General features: G+C 62.7%; 19 protein-coding genes. 4 read left to right on the plus strand and 15 right to left on the minus strand.

What is annotated here, in order from left to right:
• Positions 1-38: 38 nt before the first annotated feature.
• Genes KUW17_RS11740 through KUW17_RS11760 form a run of 5 tightly spaced genes read right to left on the minus strand, consistent with a single transcriptional unit; the run spans position 39 to position 7,248 of the window.
• Positions 39-1,385 carry a CoA transferase gene (locus tag KUW17_RS11740; protein WP_222479242.1) on the minus strand — a complete coding sequence of 449 codons (1,347 nt, stop codon included), beginning with the start codon at positions 1,383-1,385 and terminating at the stop codon, positions 39-41.
• Complete coding sequence (locus KUW17_RS11745; protein WP_222479244.1) at positions 1,382-2,536, minus strand: ABC transporter permease; 1,155 nt, start codon at positions 2,534-2,536, stop codon at positions 1,382-1,384. The genes KUW17_RS11740 and KUW17_RS11745 overlap by 4 nt, the downstream gene beginning before the upstream one ends.
• Positions 2,533-3,561 (minus strand): ABC transporter permease, encoded by a 1,029-nt coding sequence (locus KUW17_RS11750; RefSeq protein ID WP_222479246.1) that lies wholly within the window; start codon positions 3,559-3,561, stop codon positions 2,533-2,535. The genes KUW17_RS11745 and KUW17_RS11750 overlap by 4 nt, the downstream gene beginning before the upstream one ends.
• A complete protein-coding gene (locus tag KUW17_RS11755; protein ID WP_222479248.1) occupies positions 3,561-5,474 on the minus strand; it encodes an ABC transporter substrate-binding protein in 1,914 nt (637 codons plus the stop codon). The genes KUW17_RS11750 and KUW17_RS11755 overlap by 1 nt, the downstream gene beginning before the upstream one ends.
• Positions 5,467-7,248 carry an ABC transporter ATP-binding protein gene (locus KUW17_RS11760; RefSeq protein WP_222479250.1) on the minus strand — a complete coding sequence of 594 codons (1,782 nt, stop codon included), beginning with the start codon at positions 7,246-7,248 and terminating at the stop codon, positions 5,467-5,469. The genes KUW17_RS11755 and KUW17_RS11760 overlap by 8 nt, the downstream gene beginning before the upstream one ends.
• A 426-nt stretch (positions 7,249-7,674) precedes the next feature.
• Here KUW17_RS11760 and KUW17_RS11765 point away from each other — a divergent pair, with 426 nt between their 5' ends.
• Positions 7,675-8,340, plus strand: coding sequence for a TetR/AcrR family transcriptional regulator (locus KUW17_RS11765; protein WP_222479252.1), 666 nt, complete (start codon positions 7,675-7,677; stop codon positions 8,338-8,340).
• 30 nt (positions 8,341-8,370) lie between these two features.
• Here KUW17_RS11765 and KUW17_RS11770 read toward each other — a convergent pair whose 3' ends face one another.
• A complete protein-coding gene (locus KUW17_RS11770; RefSeq protein ID WP_222479254.1) occupies positions 8,371-11,793 on the minus strand; it encodes an indolepyruvate ferredoxin oxidoreductase family protein in 3,423 nt (1,140 codons plus the stop codon).
• 146 nt (positions 11,794-11,939) lie between these two features.
• Between KUW17_RS11770 and KUW17_RS11775 the strand changes: the two genes are divergently transcribed.
• Complete coding sequence (locus KUW17_RS11775) at positions 11,940-12,398, plus strand: Lrp/AsnC family transcriptional regulator (RefSeq protein WP_222479256.1); 459 nt, start codon at positions 11,940-11,942, stop codon at positions 12,396-12,398.
• Between the two features lie 18 nt (positions 12,399-12,416).
• Here KUW17_RS11775 and KUW17_RS11780 read toward each other — a convergent pair whose 3' ends face one another.
• Positions 12,417-12,809, minus strand: coding sequence for a DUF3307 domain-containing protein (locus KUW17_RS11780; protein ID WP_222479747.1), 393 nt, complete (start codon positions 12,807-12,809; stop codon positions 12,417-12,419).
• A 233-nt stretch (positions 12,810-13,042) separates the two neighbouring features.
• On the opposite strand from KUW17_RS11780, the gene KUW17_RS11785 reads away from it, so the two are divergent.
• The gene (locus KUW17_RS11785) at positions 13,043-16,000 is read left to right on the plus strand and encodes an ABC transporter transmembrane domain-containing protein (RefSeq protein ID WP_222479749.1); all 2,958 of its coding nucleotides are present in this window, start codon (positions 13,043-13,045) and stop codon (positions 15,998-16,000) included.
• Between the two features lie 27 nt (positions 16,001-16,027).
• The gene (locus KUW17_RS11790; RefSeq protein WP_222479258.1) at positions 16,028-16,879 is read left to right on the plus strand and encodes a fumarylacetoacetate hydrolase family protein; all 852 of its coding nucleotides are present in this window, start codon (positions 16,028-16,030) and stop codon (positions 16,877-16,879) included.
• Between the two features lie 86 nt (positions 16,880-16,965).
• Here the strand turns inward: KUW17_RS11790 and KUW17_RS11795 are convergent, their stop codons facing one another.
• The 8 genes from KUW17_RS11795 to KUW17_RS11830 all read right to left on the minus strand — a co-directional run bounded on the left by KUW17_RS11795 (position 16,966) and on the right by KUW17_RS11830 (position 24,792).
• The gene (locus tag KUW17_RS11795) at positions 16,966-17,250 is read right to left on the minus strand and encodes an ArsR/SmtB family transcription factor (protein ID WP_222479260.1); all 285 of its coding nucleotides are present in this window, start codon (positions 17,248-17,250) and stop codon (positions 16,966-16,968) included.
• Positions 17,251-17,612: 362 nt separating this feature from the next.
• Positions 17,613-18,719, minus strand: coding sequence for a Zn-dependent alcohol dehydrogenase (locus tag KUW17_RS11800; protein ID WP_222479262.1), 1,107 nt, complete (start codon positions 18,717-18,719; stop codon positions 17,613-17,615).
• Between the two features lie 124 nt (positions 18,720-18,843).
• Positions 18,844-20,181 (minus strand): lyase family protein, encoded by a 1,338-nt coding sequence (locus tag KUW17_RS11805; protein ID WP_222479264.1) that lies wholly within the window; start codon positions 20,179-20,181, stop codon positions 18,844-18,846.
• Positions 20,181-20,891 (minus strand): alpha/beta fold hydrolase, encoded by a 711-nt coding sequence (locus KUW17_RS11810; RefSeq protein ID WP_222479266.1) that lies wholly within the window; start codon positions 20,889-20,891, stop codon positions 20,181-20,183. Before KUW17_RS11810 ends, KUW17_RS11805 begins: the two co-directional genes overlap by 1 nt.
• The gene (gene pcaD / locus KUW17_RS11815; protein WP_222479268.1) at positions 20,884-21,675 is read right to left on the minus strand and encodes a 3-oxoadipate enol-lactonase; all 792 of its coding nucleotides are present in this window, start codon (positions 21,673-21,675) and stop codon (positions 20,884-20,886) included. The genes KUW17_RS11810 and pcaD overlap by 8 nt, the downstream gene beginning before the upstream one ends.
• Before the next feature lie 70 nt (positions 21,676-21,745).
• Positions 21,746-22,942, minus strand: a complete 1,197-nt coding sequence (locus KUW17_RS11820; RefSeq protein WP_222479270.1) for an endonuclease/exonuclease/phosphatase family protein — start codon at positions 22,940-22,942, stop codon at positions 21,746-21,748.
• Between the two features lie 45 nt (positions 22,943-22,987).
• Entirely contained in the window at positions 22,988-23,965 is a 978-nt protein-coding gene (locus tag KUW17_RS11825; RefSeq protein ID WP_222479272.1) for a threonine/serine dehydratase, read from the minus strand.
• Entirely contained in the window at positions 23,962-24,792 is an 831-nt protein-coding gene (locus tag KUW17_RS11830) for an alpha/beta fold hydrolase (RefSeq protein WP_222479274.1), read from the minus strand. Before KUW17_RS11830 ends, KUW17_RS11825 begins: the two co-directional genes overlap by 4 nt.
• Positions 24,793-24,797: the final 5 nt, after the last annotated feature.

Genomic DNA, 24,797 nt, shown 5'->3' on the forward strand with positions numbered 1-24,797 from the left:
CAGATTGGCTGGGGCAGGGGCGGCTTGCGTGCGGCCGGTTAATCGGGCCACGCGGCAGCGGCGCTGCCGCAGCGGGTGGCAGGCAATTCCCAGTGCACTGCCGTGCCGTTCAGGGTGAGTGGCGCAGCAAGCCGGCGGCCAGGCCCCCAGCCGCTCGTCTCAAGGCGCGGTGACCAGTCGCTGTCTTCCGGCCCGGTGATGTCCGGGCCTTCAGAAGACTTGCCCATCCCGGCCAGCAATTCCGCCGTGCGTGCCAGCGAGAGGCGGGCCGTCGGAACTGCCTCCCCATGCGCCGCAGCAGCGAGTGCTGACAGCACTGCGGCGGCCATCAGATATCCGGTTGCATGATCCAGCGCTTGTACCGGCAGTGGGTGCGGCCTGCCGGTCCCGGCCCAGTCCCGGCCTGCATCTGCAATGCCAGCACTCATCTGCACCAGGCTGTCGAACCCGCGCCGTGTGGCCCAGGGGCCGGTCCAGCCATAGGCGTCCAGCGTCACCTCAACCGCGTTTGGCGCAAGCTGCCGCCGGGTGCCTGCGTCATACCCTAGCCCGTCCAGTGCGCCGGGCCGGTAGCCGTGTACCAGCACATCGGCCTGAGCAAGCAAGGTTTCGAATACCAGCCGGTCTTCCCCTTTGGCCAGGTTGAGCGCGGCCATGCGCTTGCCCAGCGAGATGTCTGTGATCACCCCCGGCTCATCCCAGCCGGGCGGGTCGATGCGCAGCACGTCGGCGCCAAAACCGGCCAGTGTGCGGGTGGAGACAGGCCCAGCCAGGACGCGGGTCAGATCAAGCACCCGCAACCCAGCCAGCGGACGCTCTGCCGTCGCTTCAGATCTTTCCCGCAGCCGCAGAGGCGCGGGCGCAATCCAGTGGATCAGCGGTTCTGATGCCACTGCACGGCCTTGAGGGTGCGCCAGCCAGTCCGCACGGCTGCGCATGGCGGCCGCCACTCCGCCAGCGGCTACGGTTTCGCTTTCCAGGCGGTCGGCCTGCCAGTGCTTTACTTCGGCAGCCACGGCCTCCCGCGTGGCGGCGCAACCGAGCACTTGCAGTGCGGCCTGGCGGTGATGCGGAAGGTTGGTATGCAGGCGGATCCAGCCGTCCTGCGTTTCATAGACGCCAGCGATTTCATCCCACAGGCCGGGCAGCTCCCAGCCCTTCGGGCGGAAACTGTAGCCGAACCAGAGCGAGGCCAGCCGCTGATCCACGGTGACGTCAAGCGCGGCCGGCGAGAGGTTCAGGGCCTTGATCAGCCGTGCCAGCTCCAGACCAACTGCTCCTATGGAAGCATTGGCAAGTTCGGTGACAGCAAAGACGCTGCGCCATTGTCCGCTGCCGGTCAGGCGGAATTGATCCGCGGCGGGCAGGGATGTGAGAAGGGTCATTGCTGATAGGGATCCAGACTGTCGCGCAGCCCGTCGCCAAGGAAGTTGAAGGCGAGCACGACAATGACAATCGGCAGCATCGGAATGGCCAGCCAGGGATAGATTTCCACCGAGGTCAGGTTCTGCGCGTCATTCAGCATCACCCCCCAGCTGACCGCAGGTGCGCGCAGGCCGAGCCCGAGGAAGGACAGCGCGGTTTCCCCGAGGATCATTGCCGGGATTGACAACGTGGCTGAGGCAATCAGATGCGACATGAAGTTGGGCAAAAGATGTTTGCGGATCACCCGTCCGGACGTCGCGCCCATCATTTCTGCGGCCCGGACGTATTCTTCCTCCCGCAAGGACAGAAACTTGGCGCGGACCGAGCGGGCAAGGCCGGGCCAGTCGAGAATGCCGAGAATGATCGAGATGATGAAGAAGACCGCAACCGGAGACCAGTTCGAGGGCACGGCAGCGGACAGGGCGAGCCACAGGGGTAGCTCGGGCAATGATCGCAGGATCTCGATCACGCGGTTCACCATCCAGTCGACCCGGCCGCCGAAATAGCCGGCGACACTGCCGAAGAAAATGCCAAGCACAAAGGAGACCGTGATGCCGATCAGGCCAACAGTCAGAGACAGCTGTGCACCGTAGGAAACGCGGCTGAAGATGTCGCGGCCCAGACGGTCGGAGCCCAAGATGAAGATCGTGGCTTCCTCGCTGGCGCAGAACAGGTGCCGGTTGCTTTCGATGAAACCCGCGAGGTTGTAGGTGCTGCCTTCACAGAAAAACTTGAGCTTGAGCGGGCGCGAGGTGTCCGGTTTGAACTCCCACTGGAAGGTCTCCAGGTTGGCTTCGGAGGTCATCGGGTAGACGAAGGGGCCGACAAACTCGCCTTCATGAAACAGCTTGACCGACTGGGGCGGCGAGTAGAGATGCTCGGAAAACCGCTGGTTGGGCCCGTAGGGGGCAATGAAACCGGCAAACGGGATCAGGCCGTAGGCAATCAGCAGGAAGATACCTGAGATAAGGCCCAGTCTGTGGGTCTTGAACTTGCGCCAGACCAGCAGCCAATTCGGGGCGTCGAGGTCCTTGCGCTCCAGTTCCAGCAGCGAGGCCTGCGGATCAAATGGTTCATCGTCGACATAACGTCCGTCGGGCAGATGGGTCATGCGTCACGCCCCTCGTAGCGGATTCTGGGGTCAAGCAGCACCAGCAGCACATCCGAAATCATGGTGCCGATCAGGGTAAGAAGGGCAACGAACATCAATACAAAACCTGACAGGAACATGTCCTGTGTCTTGAGCGCTGTCAGCAGGGTCGGGCCGATGGTTTGCAGGCCCAGGACCACCGACACAAGGACAGAGCCGGAAATCATCGAGGGCAGCAGGTTGCCGATATCTGCAACAAAGGGGTTGAAGGCCACCCGTAGCGGGTACTTTGCCAGCATGCGGGACGGCGCCATGCCCTTGGCGATGGCGGTTTCCACATAGGGTTTGCCCAGTTCATCCAGCATGTTGGCCCGCAGCCGCTGCATCATCGCCGAGGCGCCGGCAGTACCAATCACGAAGGTTGGAACAATGAGGTGCACCAGGATGGATTTCACCTTGTCCCAATTCATCGGCACACCTTCGAATTCAGGCGCCATCAGCCCCCCGATCGGCAGGTCAAACCACCGGTGGCCGTAGTAGAACAGGATCAGCGCCAGCAGGAAGTTCGGTGTGGCAAGTCCCAGGTAGCCGACAAAAGCGGTGGTGTAGTCGACCCAGGTGCGCGCGCGGGCTGCCGCCAGAACGCCCAAAGGCAGGGCGACGGCATAGACAAAGATCACGGCGGCCAGGTTCACGAGCACCGTCAGCCACAGGCTGTCGCCGACAATATCGGCCACCGGGCTGTCAAACTCGAATGACCAGCCGAAATTGCCCTGGATCATGCCGGAAAACCCGTGCGGCCCCGGCATGAAACCCATCCAGATCATGTATTGCTGCCAAAGCGGCTTATCGAGCGCGTATTCCTTGCGCAGAAATTCCGCCTTGGCCACGCCTGCGGACTGTCCGGTTGCCTGCAGTTCGGCAATCTGGTTCGACAGGTAGTCGCCGGGCGGCAGGTTGATGATGACGAAAATCAGCACCGACACCACCAGCAGTGTCATCAGCATGGTGCCAAAGCGGTAGATGGCGTATCGCAGAATCTCCATCAGTCCAGGCCATCCTCAAAGAAGAATTCATCCGGCCGGTAAACGCCGAAATGCGCGCCGGGGTCCCAGGCCCAGATCGCCTGTTCCGGCACGTTGCGCAGCCGGGTGCTGACGACAACAGGCTGCGGCGCGGCGGCCACAACGCCAATCGCATAGACCTGTTCGGCATGGATCTGCAGCATGGCGCGCCAGGCTGCGATGCGCTCGGCCTTTGTCGTGGCCATGTCCCAGTCCTGCAGAAGCGTAAGCAGCTGCTGAGCGGGTGCCATATCCGGCGGTTCGCCTGCATTGCCGCCGGTCTGATAGAACTGGCCCCATTTCGGCCAGGACAGAAAGACTTGGTCGGTAGGGGCCAGGTAAACCGGAGATGTATAAGACTGAGGCAAGCCATTGTCCCAGCCAAACCAGGCCGACGCCATGGTGCTGCCGGAAAAGACCCGGTTTCTCAGGATGTCGCGGTCCAGCGGGCGCATGATCAGCTTGACGCCGACATCGCGCCAGTCATCGGAGATGATCTGCAGGGCGTTTTCCACTTCCTGCCGTTCGCCTGCGGTTTCCACAATCAGTTCCATCAGACGTCCATCCGGAAGGTAGCGGATGCCGTAGCCGTCCTTTTCCGTCAGCCCGGCCTCGTCCAGCAGGCGGTTTGCCTGTTCGGGGTCAAACTGCGCCCAGGCGTCGCGCAGGGCTGGATCAAACAGCTCGCTTTGTTCCAGCACCGTCATGGCGCCGGGTTTTGCAAGGTTGAAATAGAGCGCCCGGTTGATGGCGCGGCGGTTGATAGCCAGCGACAAGGCACGCCGCACCCGCACATCGCGCAGGATCTCCCGCCACACCGGATCCTGGGTATTCAGGTTCGGGTAAATGGCAATTTGCGATGCAGCGCCATTGCCCCAAAGGTAAGTCTTGTAGCCCGAGTTGTCTTTTTCGCCCTTGCGCAGTATCGGAATGTCGCGGAAATCCAGCCCGCGGGCCTGCAGATCCGCTTCCCCTGCATTCGACTTTGCGGCGACCAGCCCGGCGGTCACGATTTCCATCTCAACTGTGTCAATATAAGGCAGCTGAACGCCGCGGCTGTCGATCCGGTGGTAATAGGGGTTGCGCACGAACTGATGGCGGATCTTCTTGCCAGGCGAGGCATTGATCCAGGGCTGCAGCGTCGGAAGCTCGTGGTTATCGAACTTGTACATGTTGTCGTACTTGTTGTGCAGCGCGGCCCAGCTTTTGACGCGGGCGTAATCGACCTCTTCTTCCAAAACCTCGGGGTCGGCGTAATCAGCGTGAAACTGCTTCAGGTATTTGGCGGGCCGGTAGATGAAGGGCGGGCGGGCCTGGGCCAGCATGTGAAGGAAACTGGGGTTCGGGTCGTCCCATTCATAAATCACCGTGGTTTCGTCCGGGAAGCTGACCCGCGGCAGCTTTCCCATCACCCGCAGAAAATCCGGCGGGCCGGCCGGGCTCAGCAGTTCGTTGTTGGCAACATCGTTCCACCAGTACCGGAAATCGTCAGAGGTGAACGGATCGCCGTTGGACCATTTGTGCCCGGGACGCAGCTTCAGCGTGTAGCGGCGGTTCGCCTCGTTTTCGTACCCCAGAAGAATGTCAGGCCTTAGCTGATACTTCTCATCGTAACCTGCCAGACGCGCGTATCCATAGACCACCATCTGCCGGATGTCCTTGGAGCGCGTGACCATGGTATTGAGTGTTCCGCCCTGAAGGCCGAACTCCCGGCCCTTGGCGGCCAGATCAACCACCAGCGGTACTTCAGGAAGGCGTTTGGCGGCAGGCGGCAAGTAGCCCGCCTTGACCTCGGACTTCCAGAAACTGCTTTCCTGCACCGTTATTTCTGCAATGGCAGGCAAAGGGGCAAGACAGAGGGCGGCTGCGAGTATGGATTTCAGGGCATCAAGCATGGCAGCGCACCTTGTGGCCGGGTTCCAGGTGTTTCAAATTCACCAGGGGCGGGGCATCGACGCCATTGAACCGGAACGCCTCGGGCCAGCGCTCGGGCGCGCCTGCGCCCTGGGCCACCAGTTTCAGGTCGATGGGGCGGTCGATGTCAGGTTCCGGCTGGGCGGCAATCAGCGCCTTGGTGTAAGGATGCTGGGGATTATAGAACAATGTTTCCGGCGGCGCCTGCTCGACGATCAGGCCGCGCCGCATCACCGCAACTTCATCGGCGATCCGGGCCACCACGGCAAGGTCATGGCTAATGAACAGGTAGGACAGGTTGTGCTGGTCGCGGATGTCCTCCAGCAGCCGCAGGATCTGTTCCTGTACCGAGACATCCAGCGCAGAGGTCGGTTCGTCGCAGACAATCAGCGCCGGGTCCAGCATCAGGGCGCGCGCAATTGACAGGCGCTGCCGCTGGCCGCCGGAAAAAGCGTGCGGGTAACGCTTCAGCATATCAGGCGACAAGCCCACCAGACGCAACATTTCCGCGGCCTTGTCGCGGCGCTCCGCGCGGGTGCCGATGCGATGGATATCCAGCGGCTCCATCAGCGTGTCCTGAATGCGCATTCGCGGCGACAGCGAAGAGTACGGGTCCTGAAACACCATCTGGGCCTGCCGCTGAAAGGCTGTACGCGTTTCCCTATCCATATCGTGGACTGTAACCGGGGGCTGGCTGGCCTCGGGCCGGAACAGCACCTCGCCGCCGGGGTCGGGCGGCTCTGCCCCCAGCGCGATGCGGGCCGCGGTGGTCTTGCCCGAACCGCTTTCGCCGACAATTGCCAGTGTCTCCCCGCGGGTCACCCGCAGGTCGATCTCGCGGCAGGCGTGGATCAGCGTGGGAGCCTGCCAGCCCTTGCCGGCCCGCAGTGTGTAAGTCTTGGAGACAGATTTCATCTCCATGATCAGGTCTTCGCGCGAAGGCGGAATCGCGACCACTGCCTCATCCGGGATTTCCGGTGCGGCGTCGAACAGCGCCTTGGTATAAGGATGCGCAGGCGCGCGCAGCATCGGTTCGGCGCGCCCTGACTCCATAACCCGGCCCTTGTGCATCACCACCACCTGCTCGGCCATGTTGGCCACCACGCCCAGATCATGGGTCACCAGGATCATTGCCATCCCGGTTTCCCGCTGCAGGTCTTTCATCAGCCCCAGCACCTGCGCCTGGGTGGTCACGTCAAGCGCTGTGGTCGGCTCGTCGGCAATCAGCAGGTCCGGCTTGGCCACCATCGCCATGGCGATCATCGCCCGCTGGCGCATTCCGCCGGACAATTCAAACGGGTAGGAGCGGTAGGTGCGCTCCGGTTCTGGAAATCCAACCCGCTCAAAACACTCCAGAACCACATCGCGCGCCTCGCGTTCGGATTTGCGTCCATGCAGCCACAGAACCTCGGACACCTGGTTGCCGATCCGGTGCAGCGGCGAAAGCGAGCGCATCGGCTCCTGGAAAATCATCGAGATGGTGTTGCCGCGCACATCCCGCATCAAGCGTTCGTCCAGCGATGCCAAGTCCAGCTTCTTGCCGCGGGTCTCCAGCAGGATGCGACCGGACCGCAATTGAGCCACTTTTGGCAGAATGCGCAGAACTGCCCGGCAGGAAACCGTCTTGCCCGAGCCGCTTTCCCCGACCAGGGCAAGCGTTTCCCCCGGTTGGACGGCAAAGCTCACGTCCTTGACGACAGAGTCTCCTTTGCCAAACCCGATGCTGAGGTTTTCGACGGACAGCAGCGGACGCATTCAGCTTTTCCCGCCCAGCTGGTTCAAGGCGCTCATGAGATCGTGTTTTCCCCTGTTTTTTTCATCACCTTCGCGCGCCGGAGGCCGTTTAGTCAAACCCCATTTGGCCAGATGCCGGCTTTGCAAGGGAAAATTGGCCAGGCGGCCGAAGGCGGCCTTGGGCGGGGAATGCCATGCAGCCAGCCTTAAAAGTATTTGCGAGGACGTCCAGCCGGGTGCGCCAGCACACGGAAGCAAGAGGTCACAATGACGTCAGGGTAGGCTTTTGCTGCCTGAGCAGACGGATCTTCGGGGCCGCATTTGCGGTGTGTCGCTGTAACCACTCAGTTCCAACCGCAAATCATGGCGGACAGGAATGACAGGTTGGCGCGCGCGGCAGCTGCGGCATAGGATGGCCCGGAACGAGACCGCTCAGAAAGGCCGCAAATGGCGCAAAAACCTGTTCTGCACCGGGATGATCCAGAGGCCGAGCCGCTGGTCGGCAATATCAAAGTCACCCGCAACGACTGGCTGAACGTGGCGATGGACGTGCTGATCTCTGACGGGGTGGAACAGGTTAAGGTGCTGGCGCTGGCAGAGCGGATGCAGGTTTCGAGATCCTCGTTCTACTGGTACTTCAAGTCGCGCCAGGACCTGTTGGACGCGCTTCTGAAAACCTGGGAGCAGACCAACACCGCGGGCATGGTGCGTCAGGCCGAGGCGTCGGCCGAAACCATTACCGGGGCGGTTCTGAACGTCTTTCACTGCATCACCAATCCCAACCTGTTCAACACCGCCCTGGATTTTGCGGTGCGGGACTGGTCGCGCCGCTCTGGCAAAGTGCGCAGCCTGCTGGACCGCTCCGACCGGCGCCGGGTTGAGGCGCTGACAGCGATGTTTGCCCGCTATGGCTACCCCGAGCGAGAGGCCATGACCCGCGCCAAGGTGCTGTATTACATGCAGCTGGGCTATGACATGGCGGACCCGAACGAAAGCCATGCCCACCGGCTGGAAGTGACGCCCGAATACCTCAAGGTGTTCACCGGGCGCGAGCCGCTGGCTGAGGAGATCGAGGCCTTTACTGAGTTCACGCGCCAGCACTGGGACATCTGATACCCCAGTGCCGGCTTGTGATGGCTGGTTTTACAGGCTGAGCAGCGCCTCATCCGCTGCATTTCGGACTTTCCTGGCGGCTTCCAGGCGCACCGGGCCGTAACCGCGGATTTCCATCGGCGCTTGCAGGATTTCCATGCAGGCGTCATGGGTGCCAGGCGTGTAGCGCTGGGCAACCTTGCTGAGCGCGGCCTCGTACCACGTCAGAAGATCGCGGTGCAAGCGGGCTTCCTCGTGGTATCCAAAGATGTTGAAGGCGGTGCCGCGCAGTCGGCGTGCCTTGACCAGCAGGTTCAGAGCCGGGCGCAGCCAAGGGCCAAATGAGCGTTTCAGCGGCCGGCCGCGGCAATCCTTTTTGCGGCTCAGCAGCGGCGGAGCGAGGTGGTATTTGACCGTGTAATCACCCTCGAATTCGTCCTCGATCTGGTGGCGGAATTTTTCACTGGTCAGCAGCCGGGCAACCTCGAATTCGTCCTTGTAGGCCATCAGCTTGAACAGCGACCGGGCCGCCGCAGCGGTCAGCTGCTCCTGTGCGTCAGCAGGCAGGGCGTCGCGGAACCGTGCCAGCGTTTCCTGATACCGCGATGCATATTCGGTATCCTGGTATCCGGTCAGGAAGGTTGCTCGCCGCTGAACCAGCTCTTGCAGCGTTTCGTCCTCGTCGGGAGTTTCCTTGTAGATGTCCTCGACCAGCCTCGGGTCTGCTGCCATGGCGCGGCCGATGGCAAAGGCGAGCCGGTTTTTTTCGATCGCAACACCGTTCAGTTCGATCGCTTGGTCCAATGCGCCGGCGCTGACCGGCACAAGCCCTTTTTGCCAGGCAAAGCCCAGCATCATGACATTGGCGAGGACTGCGTCACCCAGCATTGTTTCGGCAGCCTCGTTGGCGTTGAAGCCGGACAGGTTGGCCGGACCAACAGCGTCGGCGATGGTCCGTTCTCGCACCCCTGCCATCAGGTCGGCATCGCGGCGCAGAACCAGATCGCCGGTGGGCATTTCCGCCCGGTTTAGCACCACCTTGGTGCCGGGGCGGTAGTGAACCGATGCCTTGGGCGCCGAGCTCACGACAACATCGCAGCCGATGACAGCATCTGCGCCACCCTGGTCGATCCGCACCTGGTTCAGCGTCTCCGGGGACTTAGACAGCCTGATGTAGCTCAGCACTGTGCCGAACTTCTGGGCAAAACCGGTGAAGTCCAGAACGCTCGATCCCCTGCCCTCCAGATGCGCGGCCATAGTGATCAGCGCCCCGACGGTGACAACGCCGGTGCCGCCCACCCCGGTGACGAGCAGGTCAAACGGCTCTGCCAGGGAGGGAAGGACCGGGGCAGGCAGCTGGGCTGCCAGTTTGGCGGCGTCCAGCCCGGCGGGCTTCTTCTTGCGCCGGGTTGCGCCCTCGACGGTGACGAAGCTGGGGCAGAAGCCGTTAAGGCAGGAGAAGTCCTTGTTGCAGGTGGAGAGGTTGATCTTGCGTTTGCGACCGAACGGCGTTTCCTTCGGCTCCACGCTCAGGCAGTTGGATTCAACCGAGCAATCGCCGCAGCCCTCGCAGACCAGATCGTTGATGAAGGCAAACCGCTTGGGGTCCTCCATCTTGCCGCGCTTGCGGCGGCGGCGTTTTTCGGTGGCGCAGGTCTGCTCGTAGATCAGCACGGTGACGCCGGGGATCTCGCGCAGTTCACGCTGGACCGTGTCCAGTTCCGCGCGGTCATGGAAGGTGGTGCCGCTCGGGAAATCCCCATGGCTGAACTTGCCGATGTTGTCTGAGATCAGGGCAATACACTGCACGCCTTCGGCGCGGCAGGTCTGGGCGATGCCATGGACTGAGACCGGTCCGTCCACCGGCTGGCCGCCGGTCATCGCCACCGCGTCGTTATACAGGATCTTGTAGGTGATGTTGGTGCCGGCCGCGACCGCCTGGCGGATCGCCAGCGAACCGGAGTGATACCAAGTGCCTTCACCGAGGTTCTGAAACACATGCTTGTTTCCATTGAACTGCGAGGCAACGGTCCACGGCACGCCTTCACCGCCCATCTGGGCATAGCCGGCGGTTTCACGGTCCATCCAGCTGGCCATCACATGGCAGCCGATGCCGGAAAACGCCTTGGAGCCTTCCGGCAGTTTGGTAGACGTGTTGTGCGGGCAGCCGGAGCAGAAGTAAGGCGTGCGGGTGGCGCCGGGCACGTTCAGCACTTTCGGCGGTTCAGCCGTCAGCGCAGCGGCTTTGGCCGGCAGGTTTTCTTCCGGGAAAAACTTGTCCAGCCGCGCCGCCACGATGGGCGCCAGCAGCAGCGGGCTCAGCTCACCGGTCCACGGGATCAGCGGCTCGCCCTGGCTGTCGTATTTGCCGACCATCTTCTCCGGCTTGCTGCCGGGCCAGTCATAGAAGTTCTCTTTGAACTGGCTTTCGATGATGCCCCGTTTTTCTTCGACAACCAGCACTTCCTGCTTGCCCTTCACGAACTTCAGCGCATCGGTGCGGTCCAGCGGCCAGACCATCCCAACCTTGTAGATGTCGATGCCCAGACGGCGGCAGGCGGCCTCGTCGATTCCTAGCAGCCGCAGAGCCTCCATCAGGTCCAGATGCCCCTTGCCGGTGGAGACAAAGCCGAAGCGGGCGTCCTTGATGTCATAAATCCGCTTGTCGATCGGGTTTGCCTCGGCAAAGGCGCGCACCGCGTCCAGCTTGGCGTGGATGCGGGTTTCGATCTCGGGCGAGGGCAGGTCGGCGCGGCGGATATGCAGCCCGCCAGGGTAATCCGGCAGCTCCGGATAAATGAACTCTCGGTCCGGCTGCAGTTCCACTGAGCGCGCGCTCTCCACGGTTTCCGACACTGCTTTGAAGCCGACCCAGGTGCCTGAGTAGCGGGACAGGGCAAAGCCGTATTCGCCGAAGGTCAGGTATTCGGACACATCCGCCGGGTTCAGAACCGGCATGAACCAGGACATGAAGGCCACATCCGACTGGTGCGGCATCGACGAGCTGACACAGCCGTGGTCGTCGCCGGCAACAACAAGGACACCGCCCTTGGCTGACGATCCGTAGGCGTTGCCATGCTTCAAGGCATCGCCGGAGCGGTCAACCCCGGGCCCCTTGCCGTACCACATGGAGAACACGCCCTCGACCTCGCAGTGCGGGTCCAGGATGGCCTGCTGGGCACCCAAAACCGCGGTGGCGCCCAGGTCTTCGTTCACGGCGGGCATGAACTTGATGCGGTTTGCCTGCATCCGTTCCTTTGCGCGCCAGAACTCCAGGTCGACCCCACCCAGCGGCGAGCCGCGGTAGCCGGAGACAAAACCGGCCGTGTTCAGGCCTGCTTCCTTGTCGCGGCGGGCCTGGTCCAGCATCACGCGGGCCAGCGCCTGCGTGCCAGTCAGGAACACCCGGCCCTTGGTCATGTCATAACGGTCGTCCAGCTTGTAGCTGCGGAAATCGTGGCTCAGCTTGGTCATCGCGGCGGAATCCTTGCGCGGAATATGTGTTTTCCGGAAAAGTAATCCACGAAGGCTGAAAAGATTTGCCTGATTTACTTCTTTTGCAGCGAGTTGTGGCTGTGTTATCCAGAAGTTCCTGACTTTTCGGAGAAAATGACCGGAAAATGAAAGTAGACGACCGCGACCGCCGGATTTTGACACTGCTGCAGGAGGATTCCCGCATTTCCAACGCCGATTTGGCTGAGTCTGTGGGCATGTCTCCGTCTGCTCTTTGGCGCAGGGTGCGGGCGCTTGAGGAGGCGGGCATCATTGAACGCTACGGCGCCGTGGTGAACGCACCGGCAATGGGGCTGGGGTTTCAAGCCATCGTGCATGTGCATCTGACACGCCATGATCCGGACAAGCTGGTGGAGTTCATCCGCGCCGTTGAAACCAGCCCGCTGGTGCAGGAGTGCTATGCCACCACCGGGCAGGCCGATTACCACCTGCGGGTTCTGGCGCCGGATCTGGAGGCCTACAACAGGTTCCTGGAAAATTTCCTGTTCCGGCTTCCTGCTGTTGCAAGTGCCCAAACCAATGTGGTGCTGCGCACGATCAAGCGGGACAAACCTGTAGTTCCATGAAAACTCGCATGCAGGGGCTTAGGCAGCTGCGTATTTTACCCAGGCCCAGGCCATGGCTATGTAGGTCAGCTGGTGCAGCGCCTGGTCCGAGCCCATCGCCTGCCAGAACATTGCCTGCTGCGGATTCAGCTTTTTGCGTTCTGAAAACCTGGCTTTACCGAAATCAATGTGGAAATGCACAATCCATTCCAGCACGGCCAGCACCAGGATGAATGTCAATGATGCCCCGAACAGAAGGAAAATAAGAGCGGAGCCGGCAATATGCACGCCGGCGTGCTGCGCCCGGCCCATATGCGCATAGGCGCAGCGGCCCGACAGCATCTTCGGGGTCTGAAGGAAGAAGTCGGCAAACAAATGCTTGACCTGCAAAGCGCAGAGCAGCAGCAGAACGGATCCGACGTATTCCGGCAAACCAATAAGTCTCCTGAAAGTATAGTTGGCTGGAACCTTACGGATTTTTTGCCGTCTGGCAAATGCTGTGACGGCAGAGTGCCGCAACGGGACAGGGCGGGTTACTGCCCATTGCCTGCAGCAGCTAAACCGCGCTACCCATAGGGTATCTTGTCCGTAGCTGCCATTTATGGAGCATTCCCATAGAACGCTCTCTGTTCCGTTTCATCTGGAAATACTCGAAACGCGATCAGCTGGTGCTGCTGGTTGTCACTGCTTGCCTGTTCCCGCTGCTGTATCTGACGCTGGAGCTGCCCAAGCGGATTATCAACGATGCGATTGGTGCCGAGAGCTCGACGATTACGGTGCTGGGGCAGAGTTTTGACCAGCTGACGTTCCTGTGGATCCTTTGCGGGGCTTTCCTTCTGTCGGTGCTGTGCCACGGTCTGCTGAAGATGCGGATCAACACCATGAAGGGTGTGCTGGCGGAGCGGATGCTGCGCCGGTTCCGCTACCAGCTGATCGCCCGCGTCCTGCGCTTCCCGCAGCCCTATTTCGAGCGGGTCAGCCAGGGTGAGCTGGTGTCGATGGTCACTTCGGAATCCGAACCGATGGGCGGGCTGATGGGCGACGCGGTCAGCCAGCCGGTGCTGCAGGCCGGGCAGATGCTGACCATCCTGTTCTTTCTGTTTCTGCAGAACTTCTGGTTCGGGATGGCGGCGATTGCCCTGATTCCGCTGCAGGGCTGGCTTATCCCGATGCTGCAACGGCAGATCAACCAGCTGAACAAGAAACGTATTAAGCAGGTGCGGGCGCTGGCGACAGAAATCGGGGAAAGCGCCGCCGGCGCTTCGACGCTGCGGATCAATGGCGGCTGGCGTTACCGGATGGCGATCATCACCGCCCGGCTGGGGCGGCTTTATGAAATCCGCTTCCTGATCTACCAGAAAAAGTTTTTCATGAAGTTTCTCAATAACTTCATCACCCAGCTGACTCCTTTCTTCTTTTATGCAGTCGGCGGGTATCTGGTGCTGCAGGGCAAGGTCTCGCTGGGCGCTCTGGTGGCAGCCCTGGCCGCTTACAAGGATCTGGCATCGCCCTGGAAGGAGCTGCTGGCATATTACAACCAGACCCAGGACATGAGCCTGCGCTGGGATGTGATCCTGGAGCGCTTTGCGCCGCAGGGGATGGTGGATGAAGAGCTGCTAAGCGGTGAACCGGAGGAGCTGCAGCATCTCTCCGGCGATGTGGTGCTTGATTCCGTCACTGTGCGGGACTCCGACGGCAATCTGGTGCTCGAGGAATTGAGCGCAACCTTTCCGGCCGGGCAGGTGGTCGGGATCGCAGCGCCATCCGAAGAAGACCGCAGGGCGCTGGCGGAGCTCCTGACGCGGGAAATCCTGCCGTCCTCGGGGACTGTGACCGTGGCAGAGCAGGACATGAGCGGGCTGCATCAGGCAGTAGTGGCAGCGCGGATTGGCTATGCCACGTCGCGGCCGGTGCTGTTTCAGGGGTCCTTTGGCGACAACGTGATGATGCCGATGCGGATGCGCCCGCAGGGAGATGCGCGGGATCCGGAACAGCTGGAGGTCGCCATTCAGGCGGGCAACAGCCCGGACCCGTTTGATGCGCCGTGGCTGGACCCCAAGCTGGCCGGGTTTTCCAGCGAGGCTGAATTGCGCGGCTGGTGGCTGAAAGTGGTGGAGGGGATCGGCTCTGACACTGCGCTGTTCCGGCGCGGTATCGAGCAGCGGTTCGAGGAGGCCGCGCATCAGGAACTGGCGGAGAAACTGGTGAGGCTGCGTCCAACGGTACGCGAGGCGATCGAAAATGCCGGGCTGGATGTGCATGTGCATTTCCTGGAGCACGGGAGCTACAACCCGGCCCTCCCAGTTGCCGAGAACCTTTTGTTTGCGGCCTCTCAGGAGGCCCTGACCGGCGAGATGCTGAACGAGCAAAGGGATTTCCTTGACCAGCTGAAGCAACTTGGCCTTGACGAAAGCCTAGTTGCGCTGACCCGTGATGTGGTTGAAATGCTGCGGCAGATCTTTGGCATGGATGGAACCGGCCACCCGCTTTTCCGTAAGCTTGGCCTGGACGTTGCGGCCTACGAGGCTGCGCTGGCGCTGGTGGACCGCTCCGGCACCGCTGATGCGGCGGCGCTGAGCCGGGAAGAACTGGCGCAGCTGCTGATCGTGCCCTTCACCATCTCCGCAGAGCAAATTGGGCCCGCATTTGAGGATGACATGAAGGAGCGCATTCTCGGCTTCCGGCGCAGCCATGGGGACGCGCTTTTGAAGACGCTGGGCACAGGTTTTGCGCCTTTCCAGGAAGACGCAATTACCCCCAGCCTCACGGTTCTGGAAAACGCTCTCTTCGGCAAGATATCCGATGCCGCAGGTGCCAAGGGTGATGAGGTGCGCAAACTGGTCTCCGACCTCATGGTGCGCGAAGGCTTGCGCGACCAGGTGGTGGAACTGATTTTCGACATGCCGATTGCAGTGGGCGGGCAGGGGCTGGCAGCCAGTTTCGCGGAACCGCTGGCCTTCTGCCGCGCCACGATCAAGCGTCCGGATATCCTGATCCTGGATTCCGCGATGGCGAGCTATGACCTGGAAACCCGCGTTGCGGTGCACAAGAACCTGCGCAAGCTGCTGCCCGACACGACGCTGATCTATCTGGCGCCCGGATTTCAGAACCCGGACGTATTTGATGTGTTCTTTGAATTGCGCCAGGGCCGGCTGGTCAGCGATGAGGCGCAGGCCGTGTCCGCGGAAGAAGGTGCAGCCAGCCAGGATCTGGCCCGCAAGCTGCGGGCGCTGGAGCAGACCGAGCTGTTTTCCGGTCTCAACCGGCGCCAGCTGCGCCTCCTGGCTTTCGGCGCGCGCTGGTACGAGGCCAAGGCGGGCGAGGTGGTTTTCCTCAAGGACGACGAGGCCACGGACGGCGCCTACATGATTTTGTCGGGCGAGGCAGATCTTCTGTTGCCGCAAGAAGGGGCGGAGGACCGGTTGATTGCCCAGGTCGGCCCAGGCCGGCTAGTCGGAGAACTGGGGCTTATCCGGCAGGAGCCGCGCGCGCTCAGCATGGTTGCAGCAAGCGATCTGCGATGCCTGCGGATCGGCGAGGAAGAGTTCCTGGCGGTTGTGGAGAACGACGCGTCGACCGCTTTCAAGCTGCTGCAGGTGGTGGCAGGCTACGTTTCCAACTGATCACAAAACCGAACGGGAGAAAACGACATGAAACTGCTGCGGTACCGCACGGGCACCGAGGTGCGCCCGGGAATGCTGGACAGCGCGGGCGCAGTCAGGGATCTGTCGGCCCATGTGCCGGACATCACCGGCGCGGTCCTGGGTGATGAAACCCTGGCCCGGCTGTCGGCCTTGGATCCCAAGACGCTGCCGCTGGCGGCGGGGGCACCAAGCTTTGCGCCTTGTGTCGGGCAGCCCGGCAAGTTCCTTGGCATCGGCCTGAACTACACCGATCATGCTGAGGAAATGGGGATGGCCCTGCCGGAGCATCCGATTCTGTTCCTCAAGGCCACGTCGTCGATCTGCGGGCCGGACGATGACGTCGTTCTGCCCCGCGGCTCAGTTTCCTCGGATTGGGAAGTGGAGCTGGGCGTGATTATCGGCAAGGCCGCCAAATACGTGTCCGAGGCCGAAGCGCTGGATTATGTCGCGGGCTATTGCGTGATCAACGACGTGTCAGAACGGGATTTTCAGACCAAGCTGACCGGGCAATGGACCAAGGGCAAAAGCTGCGACACCTTCGGGCCTCTTGGACCCTGGCTGGTGACCAGGGATGAAGTGCCGGATCCGCAGAACCTGTGGCTGACGTGCGATGTGAATGGCGCACGGCGCCAGACCGGCAATACCAGCAGGATGGTGTTCACCGTGGCACAGATTGTTTCGCATCTTAGCCAGCTGATGACACTGCATCCAGGCGATGTGATTGCAACCGGAACGCCGCCTGGTGTGGGCATGGGCGCCAAGCCGGAGCCTGTGTATCTGAAGTCCGGCGATGTGATGCGGCTGGAGATCGAGGGACTGGGGGTGCAGACCCAAAGAGTGCGGGCGGACGAGGAATAACCGGCTAGCCCAGTGTCCCTGCCTGCAATGGCATCAGAACGGTTGCCAGGCCGCTGCCAGCAGGCGGCGGTCACAGAAGCGGGTGCTCAGCTGACACCGCAAAACTGCTTGTAGAGCAGGGCAATCATTTCTTCCGTGTTGCTGTCCTTGAGAGAATAGAAAACCGTCTTGCCGTCGCGCCGGGTCGCAACCAACCCCTCTTCACGCAGCCGGGCCAGCATCTGGCTTACCGCTGCCTGGCGCATGTTCAATAGAGCTTCCAATTCGCTAACCGAACGTTCCCCCGCGCACAGATGGCAGAGGATCATCAGGCGGCCTTCATGCGCAAGCGTTTTCAGGAATGCAGCAGCCTCGGCCGCACTCTCCTGCATGTCCGCTTCCGGCGGGCTGTCGTCACTTCTTGACGGGGGCACTGCTCAATGTCCTGTTTTTGTTTTTCTGCAGCTTGCCTGCTTCCTGCAACCAAGTCACCTCGCAGTTGCAATGCGCCTTTGAATCGGCGGAGAGCCACCGGTTGCCATAGCCAATGGCACAGCAGAAGAGGGTTCCGGTAAGATCTGACGCAGGTTACGAAACGGGGGCAATTGTTTTGAACATCCGCATTAGACAAAGTCGGCTGCCGCCCGCACCAGTGGCCTGGCGTTTGCCGTGAGCCGGGCGTGGCGGCAAAGCCCAGGTGGAGCGGCGGTGGGAACATCCCGGGTTGGAGGTGCTCCGTTATCCCTAAGCGAGGTTATTCCACTGTGCTGGCACGGTTGAAGACAATCACGTTCCGCTTGGCGCTGCCAGTCTTGGTGTCGGCAATCGCTTCATTGATCTGCTCCAGAGACCAGCGGCCAGAGATCAGTTCATCCAGTTTCAGGCGGCCTTGCTGATACAGATCCACCATCCACGGAATGTCGCGCTGGATCACAGCATCCCCCATCTTGGAACCGATCAATCCCTGACCCACTGCGGCCAGAACAACGGGTTCGTAGGCGGCCTTGGCACCGGAATGCGGCATGCCGATCAGCACCGCCTTGCCGCCGCGGGCCAAATACCGCGGCGCCTGATCATAGGCGGGAATGGCTCCGACGGTTACCAGCACCGCATCGGCGCCGCGTCCTCCAAGTGCCTTATGGGCGGCTTTCCATGGCTTGTCTTCAGTGGCAAGCACCCCGTGGGTGGCACCGAACTCCTTGGCGGTTTCCAGTTTGTCAGGATTCATGTCGACGGCGACGATGCGGCGGGCGCCAGCAATACGGGCGCCCTGAATGGCGTTGAGGCCTACGCCGCCTGCGCCGATGACCACCACGTCCTGGCCTGCACGCAGCCGGGCCGCGTTGACTGCCGCCCCCACACCGGTGATCACCCCGCAGGAGATCAGCGCCGCCGCGTCCTTGCCGATTTCTGCGGGGATCTTCACGATCTGACGCTGGTCCACCACCACCTTCTCGGCAAAGGCGCCGCAAGCCATCGCCTGGTCCAGCGGTTCGCCGCTGGCCGTCTTCAACGGACCGTTGACTGTGTCATAGGGCGTTTCGCAAATCACCGGCCTGCCGCCTGCGCATGACGGGCAGGTGCCGCAGCTGCGGATCAGTGTGACCACAACGGAATCGCCAGCGCTGAAACCCTGCACACCTGTGCCGACCCCGGTGATCACCCCGGCGGCCTCGTGGCCGTAAACCGCAGGCAGATGCCCGCCCCAGGCGCCTTCGGCAAAGGAAATGTCGCTGTGGCAGATTGCAACTGCGTCCAGCGTGACCTCGACTTCACCCGTGCCGGGCGGCGCCAGCTGCACGTCCTCGATGACCAGCGGGGCGCCGAATTCATGGCAGACAGCGGCTTTGATGGTTTGCATGATTATCCTCCCCGTTTGCAGTCAGGGTGACGCGCCGGGGTGGTTGCATCAAGCGGGAATGCGCAGGGCGGGACGCGTTGTAACGTCACGGAAGACACCCTGCGCGCTGCCGGGCGCAATCCTGTCAGGGATTGCGCAGGCTGTCGGATTTCTTGCTGAACTGAAGGGCCTCCCATGGGGCATGGCCCATCTGCCTGGCGGGGTCAAACAAGGCATCCGTATCCAGGTCCGGATAGTCCCGCGCCACTAGATCCCGCAGCGGGGTTTGCGAGGCCTGAGCCTCCTGACACAAGGCTTTGACCGCCGCCTGGGCATCGGGCCGCGGCATTTGTCCAGCCAGGGAAAAGCTCAGCGCTTCGGCGTGGATCAGGCCCAGCCCGGACGACAGCGCAGCCGCCATGGCCTCAGCGCGCGGTGCAATGCTCGCGCAGAGCTCCTTGCCTGTTCTTGCGGCAGCTGCCGCGCCCAGAACGATCTGCGGCAGGCACATCCATTCGGTGAACCAGGCCGCACCGTCGCGCTGATGCTGCTGCATTGAGGCGCCCTGAAGGACAGAGAACAAGCCGCTGCCCTGCCGGGCCAGCGCCGCCAGCACCGAGGGGGACACCGGGTTCTGCTTTTGCGGCATGGTGGAAGAGGCGCCGGCTCCACCGAGCGAAATCTCCTGGACCCCGCTTTGCGCCAGCGCAGTGCAGTCTTCGCCGATTTTGCCAAAGGCAAGGTTCACGCGGAGCATCCAGTCCGCGATGCGCAGCACCGGTGTGCGGTCGGTGTGCCAGCTGCGCCCCGGATCCTGCAAGGCCAGCCCCCTTGCCATGGCGGCGCGTACCTCTGCCGCCTTCATTCCCAGCGCGCTGGACGTGCCCGCCGCGCCGGACAGGGACACCATCAGGCAGGAGTGCCGCAAGCCGGGCAGTTCTTCCAGCAGGTTCAGCAGCGGGGTGCCCCAAGCCGCCGCCACCGCGCCGAAGCTGGTAGGCGTTGCGTGCTGCCCATAGGTGCGGGCGGCCATCGGCAGCTCCGCATGCGCCCTGGCCAGTCCGCCAAGCGATAGCACCGCGGCTTTCACATCCGCCTCAACCAGCGCCAGCGCCTGGCGCAGCCGCAGCATCAGCGCGCTGTCCATGATGTCCTGCGAGGTCGCACCCCAATGCACATATTGCGCATGTTCGGGCGCCTTCATTTCTTCGCGGAATGCGGCCACCAGCCCCGGAACCGGCACACCGTTCTGCCCCGCGGGCCGTTTCAGAACACCCGGGTCGACGGCGATCTCGACCACGGCCCGCCCGATCGCAGACGCGCTTTCCTGAGGGATCACACCTGCTTCGCCTTGCGCCTTGGCCAGCGCGCCCTCCACCAGCAGCATGGCGCGCACTTCGGCGCTGTCCGAGAACAGGCGGCTGGCCTCGCCGCTGCTGAATAGGCCGCCATAGATTTGGCTGTCAAAGACAGAACCTGCCATCAGAAGTCCTTTGCAATCTGCCCCATCAGCTCTGCCAGACCTTCCGGGTCGGCGAAGAAGGGCGAATGGGATGTGTTCATATCATGTGCCCGCCCTGGCGGCAGGCGGGCCGCCATCTGAGCCTGGTATTCCGGCGGAATGACCCGGTCTTCGGTGCAGCGGATGTAGGCCTTGGGAACGCCCTCGAACCGTTCGCTCAGGTGGACCGGCGTGTCCTGCGGCAGGATTGGCTGTGCACAGAGGTTTTCCATGGCAAAGCGCACCGCTTCAGCCGGGCAGTCGTGATAGAACAGGTCCGGCGTGGTCTCCGGCACCAGACTGTATGCGGTGCCTGCCTCGTTCTTCCGGGTTGCGCCTTCCAGGGTCTGCCGGGGGCCTGCCTTGCGCATGCCGATAAGGGACATGCCGCTGACCGGCAGATAGGCGCAAAGGTAGATCAGCCCGCTCAATCGCTCTGGATGCGCCTCTGCGGCTGCAGAAATGGGAAAACCGCCCCAGGAATGCCCGACGATCAGGGTGTTCGGGGTTGAAGCCGCGGCAACTGCCTCCGCCGTTTCGGCCAGTGTGACCCACGCCGGATCGCGCCCGTCGGCATGGCCGGGCAGGGTGATGGTGCGGGCCGTGTGGCCGCGGGCCTCCAGCGCCGAGACCGTGTCGCGCCAGCACCATGGGCCGTGGCAGGAACCGTGAACAAGAAGAAACTCAGCCAATGTGCCCGGTCTCCCTCAGGAAGGCCGTCAGGCGCTCAGTGTATACATCCGGCTGCTCGACACAGGGAATGTGGCCCGCGCGCCGGATCAGGTGGAACTGGCTGCCTGGGATCAGGTCCACTGTCTCACGCACCAGGTCGGGCGGGGTAGAGCCGTCCTCGGATCCTGCGATGCCCAGGCAAGGCAGCCGCAGCCCGCTGGTGGGGGTATAGAAATCAGTGCCCGCAATCGCAGCGCAGCAGCCTGCGTAACCATCGCGCGATTGCTGCACCAGCATGTTGCGCCACAGCTGCAGCTCCGGCGCTGACCGGAAGCCGCGGGCAAACCAGCGCTCCATCACCGCATCGGCCAGTGCCTCAATGCCGTCGCTTTGAACGGTCCGGACCCGTTCTTTCCACATTTCGGCGGTGCCGATCTTGGCGGCGGTGTTCGACAGCACCAGCGCACGGATCTGGTCCAGCCGCTTTACTGCCAGCCCCTGTGCGATCATGCCGCCGATCGACAGGCCCACGAACATACAGTCGCGCACGTCCAGGTGGTCCAGCAGCCGCTCCGCATCCCGCACAAGCGCACCCATCGAATAGGGGGCAGGCGGGCAGGAGGACAGCCCATGCCCGCGCTTGTCGTAGCGGATGATGCGCAATCCTGCGGGCAGCCTTTCCACCACAGCATCCCAGACTCTCAGATCCGTGCCGAGCGAGTTGGCAAACACGATGGGGGCGCCGCCTGCGTCACCGTCAACGCGGTAGTGAAGCTGGACATCGCCCAGATCTGCAATTTGCATGGGATACCTCGTTTCTGCTCCGCCGCAGTCTACCTGTGCCGGGGCAGGGAGGTAAAGCAATCGGCAGGGCTCAGCCGTGCAGTTCCATATGGGCCATGATCTGGCCATGGTCCGAGGCAAGCTTGTTGAACGGCGCCTCCGGGTGGCTGCCATCGGTCAGATGGTCGTTGAAGACGCTGTAATAGTGCATCTTGCCGACCGCTCCGTGCCAGTCAGGGTCGAAGTGGCGCGACATGTAGATCTGGTCGATGCTCTCGTGAACTCCGCCAAAGGCCGTGGTGTAAACCACGTCGCGCAGGGATTTCCGCAGGAACATTTTTTCCGCCGAGCGCAACCGCACCCGGTCTACAGCCTCGCGGATCTGCGCGTCTTCGGCCTCGCTGTAGCGGTCGCCCGGGTGCTGTGCATCATGGCGGAGCATCCAGGAATAGTTCTTGAACGGCACCTCGCCGGAGATGATCTCGCTGCTGACCGCGTGTTCACCGTCGTTGAAGTCTCCCAGCACCATCACCGGCCGGCCCTGTTCCAGCTCGTCCAGCACCGCGCGGCGCAGCACCCAGGCCTCGCCCATCCGCCTGAGCGCCGCGCGCAGCGACCCCATCGCCCTGCCTGCAGCATCATAGGCCGTCAGCACGGTCTCGGGCGGGTAGGGGGCGCCCTGCGGCTTGATGTATTCGCCAAGTTTCGATTTCAGGTGGCAGTTGAACACACTGATCACCTGATCCCCGACCGGGACCTGCACCTTGAGGATCGGGCGCGACAGACGGCGGAGCGTGTAAAAACCCGCGTCTTCCTCCTCACCCAAGCAAGCCATCGGAATATCCAGCGGCTGGGCAAGGTCCTGGATCACTTCCGGGTCTCCCTCAAAGCCGAAACGCGACAGCACCGCCAGCCCTGGCCGCCGCTTGCCCGGCTCGCTGGTGTCATTGAGGTTAGGGGCAAAAGCCAGCTCTGCCTCGGCATAGGAGCCGTAGGCCAGTTTCTGGAAAATTGCCTTGCGGTGATAGCGTTTGGCAGGATCGGGGATGCTGGCAGCATTGGCCAGCGCGCCGCGCCGGTCGGCTTCGGCGATCACCTGCCGCAGCGGTGCTTCCTCAAAGACTTCCTGGAAGCCGACGATATCCGCATTCAGCGTCAGCAGCTGGTCGGCCATCCAGTCGGCCTTCCACGCGTACTCCTCCGGCGTGTAGCTTTGAAAGCGGTAGAATTCCCGCTCCGGGCCGATCAGGTTTTTGACGTTGAACGAGGCGATGGTGAAACGTGTCATGACGTGTCCCCCTGGCTGCCGCGCGGACCATCGCGCGACCAGGTCTCAAGCATAACGCGAGAGCGCCTCCCGGAACAGCTCTGCATCCACATTGCCGCCGGTTGCCACTGCGATCACAGCCTCGCCTTCGATCTGATCCGGGTGGAAAAGGGCCGCCGCCAGAGAGGCCGCGCCTCCGGGCTCCAGCACGATCTTCAGCCGCAAGAACGCCAGCGCCATTGCCCGCAGCGCCTCTTTCTCGGTGATGACCAGTCCCGGACCGCACAGGCGGCTGAGGATCGGAAATGTGATATCCCCCGGCTGCGGTGTCAGGATGGCATCGCAGATGCAGCCCGACTGGCTGGGATTCTGCCGGATTTCGCCTGCCGCCAGCGACCGGGTCACGTCGTCGAAACCTTCCGGCTCCACCGGCCGCACCCGCAGTCCTGGCGCGCGGGCTTCCAGCGCCAGCGCAATGCCAGAAGACAGCCCGCCGCCGCCGCAGTTGACCAGCACCTCTGCTGTGCTGACACCTTCCGCTGCGGCCTGCTCCGCAATCTCCAGCCCGCAGGTGCCCTGGCCGGCAATCACCAGCGGCTCGTCATAGGGCCTAATCAGCGTCAGCCCGCGGTCTTCAGCGAATTGTGCTCCCACGGCCTCACGGCTCTCTCCGCCGACGCGGTCGTATAGCACGACCTCGGCACCCAGATCACGGGTGTTCTGGATCTTCAGCTGCGGGGCATCCGCCGGCATCACGATCACCGCAGGCGCGCCATGCGCCTTGGCTGCAGCCGCCACCCCCTGCGCATGGTTGCCGCTGGAATAGGCGATCACCCCGCGCATGCGGTCCTGTTCCGGCAGCGCCGAGACCGCCGACCAGCCGCCGCGGAACTTGAACGACCCGGTGTGCTGCAGGCATTCCGCCTTCACCAGCAGGCGCCGCCCGGCAATCTCGTCGAGAAACGGCGAGGACAGCAGCGGGGTTAAGCGGGCATGGCCCTTCAGCCGCTCCGCCGCTGCTTCGATCATGGCAATTGAGGTCATTTGATCTGATCCAGAACTGAATGGATGAGGGCGAGCGCTTCCGGTTCGTCCAAAAAGGGAACATGGCCGCGGCTGGCAATTTCCGCTGCCTGCAAGGTGGGCAGGCGGCGTTGCATCTCCGCATAGGTTTCTGCGCTCAGAATGTCGGAATTCGCGCCGCGGATCACGCCGCAGGGCAGGCCGTCCAGCGCTAGGAACAGCGGCCACAGATCCGGCGGCGGGCCTGCATCAGCTTGCGCCAGCAGCGCGTCGCGCAGGCGCGTGTCGTAGCGCAGGGAAAGCCCGTCCGGGGTGTGATCGTAGAAAGTTTCAACTTCCTCGCGCCACCGGCCCGCCGGCACGTCCGGAAAGGCAGGAGCCATAAGATGCTCCAGCGTTTCCGCGGCCTGCGCATGAGATTTGGCTGCCGGGCGGCGGCCCACATACTCCATGATCCGGGCGATGCCGCCAGGCGGGATCTCCGGGCCGACGTCATTCAGTACCACCGCCGACAGCCTGTCCTTGGACATCGCCGCCAGTGTCATCGCCACCAGCCCGCCGCGCGAGGTGCCGAGGATGGCGGCCCGACTGACACCCAGGTGATCCAGCAGCTCCAGCACATCCTGCGCCTCACGCAGGACATTGTAGTTCATGAAGTCCGGGTCGTGCTCCGACTGCCCGCGTCCACGGGCATCCAGGGTAATCATCCGGTACCGCGTGGCATGCGGTGCAAAATAGCGGAAGTCCCGGCCGTCCCGTGTCAGGCCCGCCAGGCACAAAAGCGGCAGGCCTTCGCCGGTGTCTTTGTAATGCAGGCGCAGCCCGTCCGAAGAGTCAAAGAAAGGCATCTGCG

Source organism: Leisingera aquaemixtae (assembly GCF_019801145.1).
GTDB classification, from domain to species: Bacteria; Pseudomonadota; Alphaproteobacteria; order Rhodobacterales; family Rhodobacteraceae; genus Leisingera; species Leisingera aquaemixtae_A.

What these genes read in the sequence shown, in the direction of transcription:
- KUW17_RS11805 (WP_222479264.1), bottom strand. Translation starts at nt 20,181, where the DNA reads ATGGCAGGTTCTGTCTTTGACAGCCAAATCTATGGCGGCCTATTCAGC.
- pcaD (WP_222479268.1), bottom strand. Translation starts at nt 21,675, where the DNA reads ATGCAAATTGCAGATCTGGGCGATGTCCAGCTTCACTACCGCGTTGAC.
- KUW17_RS11765 (WP_222479252.1), top strand. Translation starts at nt 7,675, where the DNA reads ATGGCGCAAAAACCTGTTCTGCACCGGGATGATCCAGAGGCCGAGCCG.
- KUW17_RS11795 (WP_222479260.1), bottom strand. Translation starts at nt 17,250, where the DNA reads ATGCAGGAGAGTGCGGCCGAGGCTGCTGCATTCCTGAAAACGCTTGCG.
- KUW17_RS11740 (WP_222479242.1), bottom strand. Translation starts at nt 1,385, where the DNA reads ATGACCCTTCTCACATCCCTGCCCGCCGCGGATCAATTCCGCCTGACC.
- KUW17_RS11745 (WP_222479244.1), bottom strand. Translation starts at nt 2,536, where the DNA reads ATGACCCATCTGCCCGACGGACGTTATGTCGACGATGAACCATTTGAT.
- KUW17_RS11755 (WP_222479248.1), bottom strand. Translation starts at nt 5,474, where the DNA reads ATGCTTGATGCCCTGAAATCCATACTCGCAGCCGCCCTCTGTCTTGCC.
- KUW17_RS11830 (WP_222479274.1), bottom strand. Translation starts at nt 24,792, where the DNA reads ATGCCTTTCTTTGACTCTTCGGACGGGCTGCGCCTGCATTACAAAGAC.
- KUW17_RS11800 (WP_222479262.1), bottom strand. Translation starts at nt 18,719, where the DNA reads ATGCAAACCATCAAAGCCGCTGTCTGCCATGAATTCGGCGCCCCGCTG.
- KUW17_RS11790 (WP_222479258.1), top strand. Translation starts at nt 16,028, where the DNA reads ATGAAACTGCTGCGGTACCGCACGGGCACCGAGGTGCGCCCGGGAATG.
- KUW17_RS11750 (WP_222479246.1), bottom strand. Translation starts at nt 3,561, where the DNA reads ATGGAGATTCTGCGATACGCCATCTACCGCTTTGGCACCATGCTGATG.
- KUW17_RS11760 (WP_222479250.1), bottom strand. Translation starts at nt 7,248, where the DNA reads ATGCGTCCGCTGCTGTCCGTCGAAAACCTCAGCATCGGGTTTGGCAAA.
- KUW17_RS11775 (WP_222479256.1), top strand. Translation starts at nt 11,940, where the DNA reads ATGAAAGTAGACGACCGCGACCGCCGGATTTTGACACTGCTGCAGGAG.
- KUW17_RS11770 (WP_222479254.1), bottom strand. Translation starts at nt 11,793, where the DNA reads ATGACCAAGCTGAGCCACGATTTCCGCAGCTACAAGCTGGACGACCGT.
- KUW17_RS11825 (WP_222479272.1), bottom strand. Translation starts at nt 23,965, where the DNA reads ATGACCTCAATTGCCATGATCGAAGCAGCGGCGGAGCGGCTGAAGGGC.
- KUW17_RS11820 (WP_222479270.1), bottom strand. Translation starts at nt 22,942, where the DNA reads ATGACACGTTTCACCATCGCCTCGTTCAACGTCAAAAACCTGATCGGC.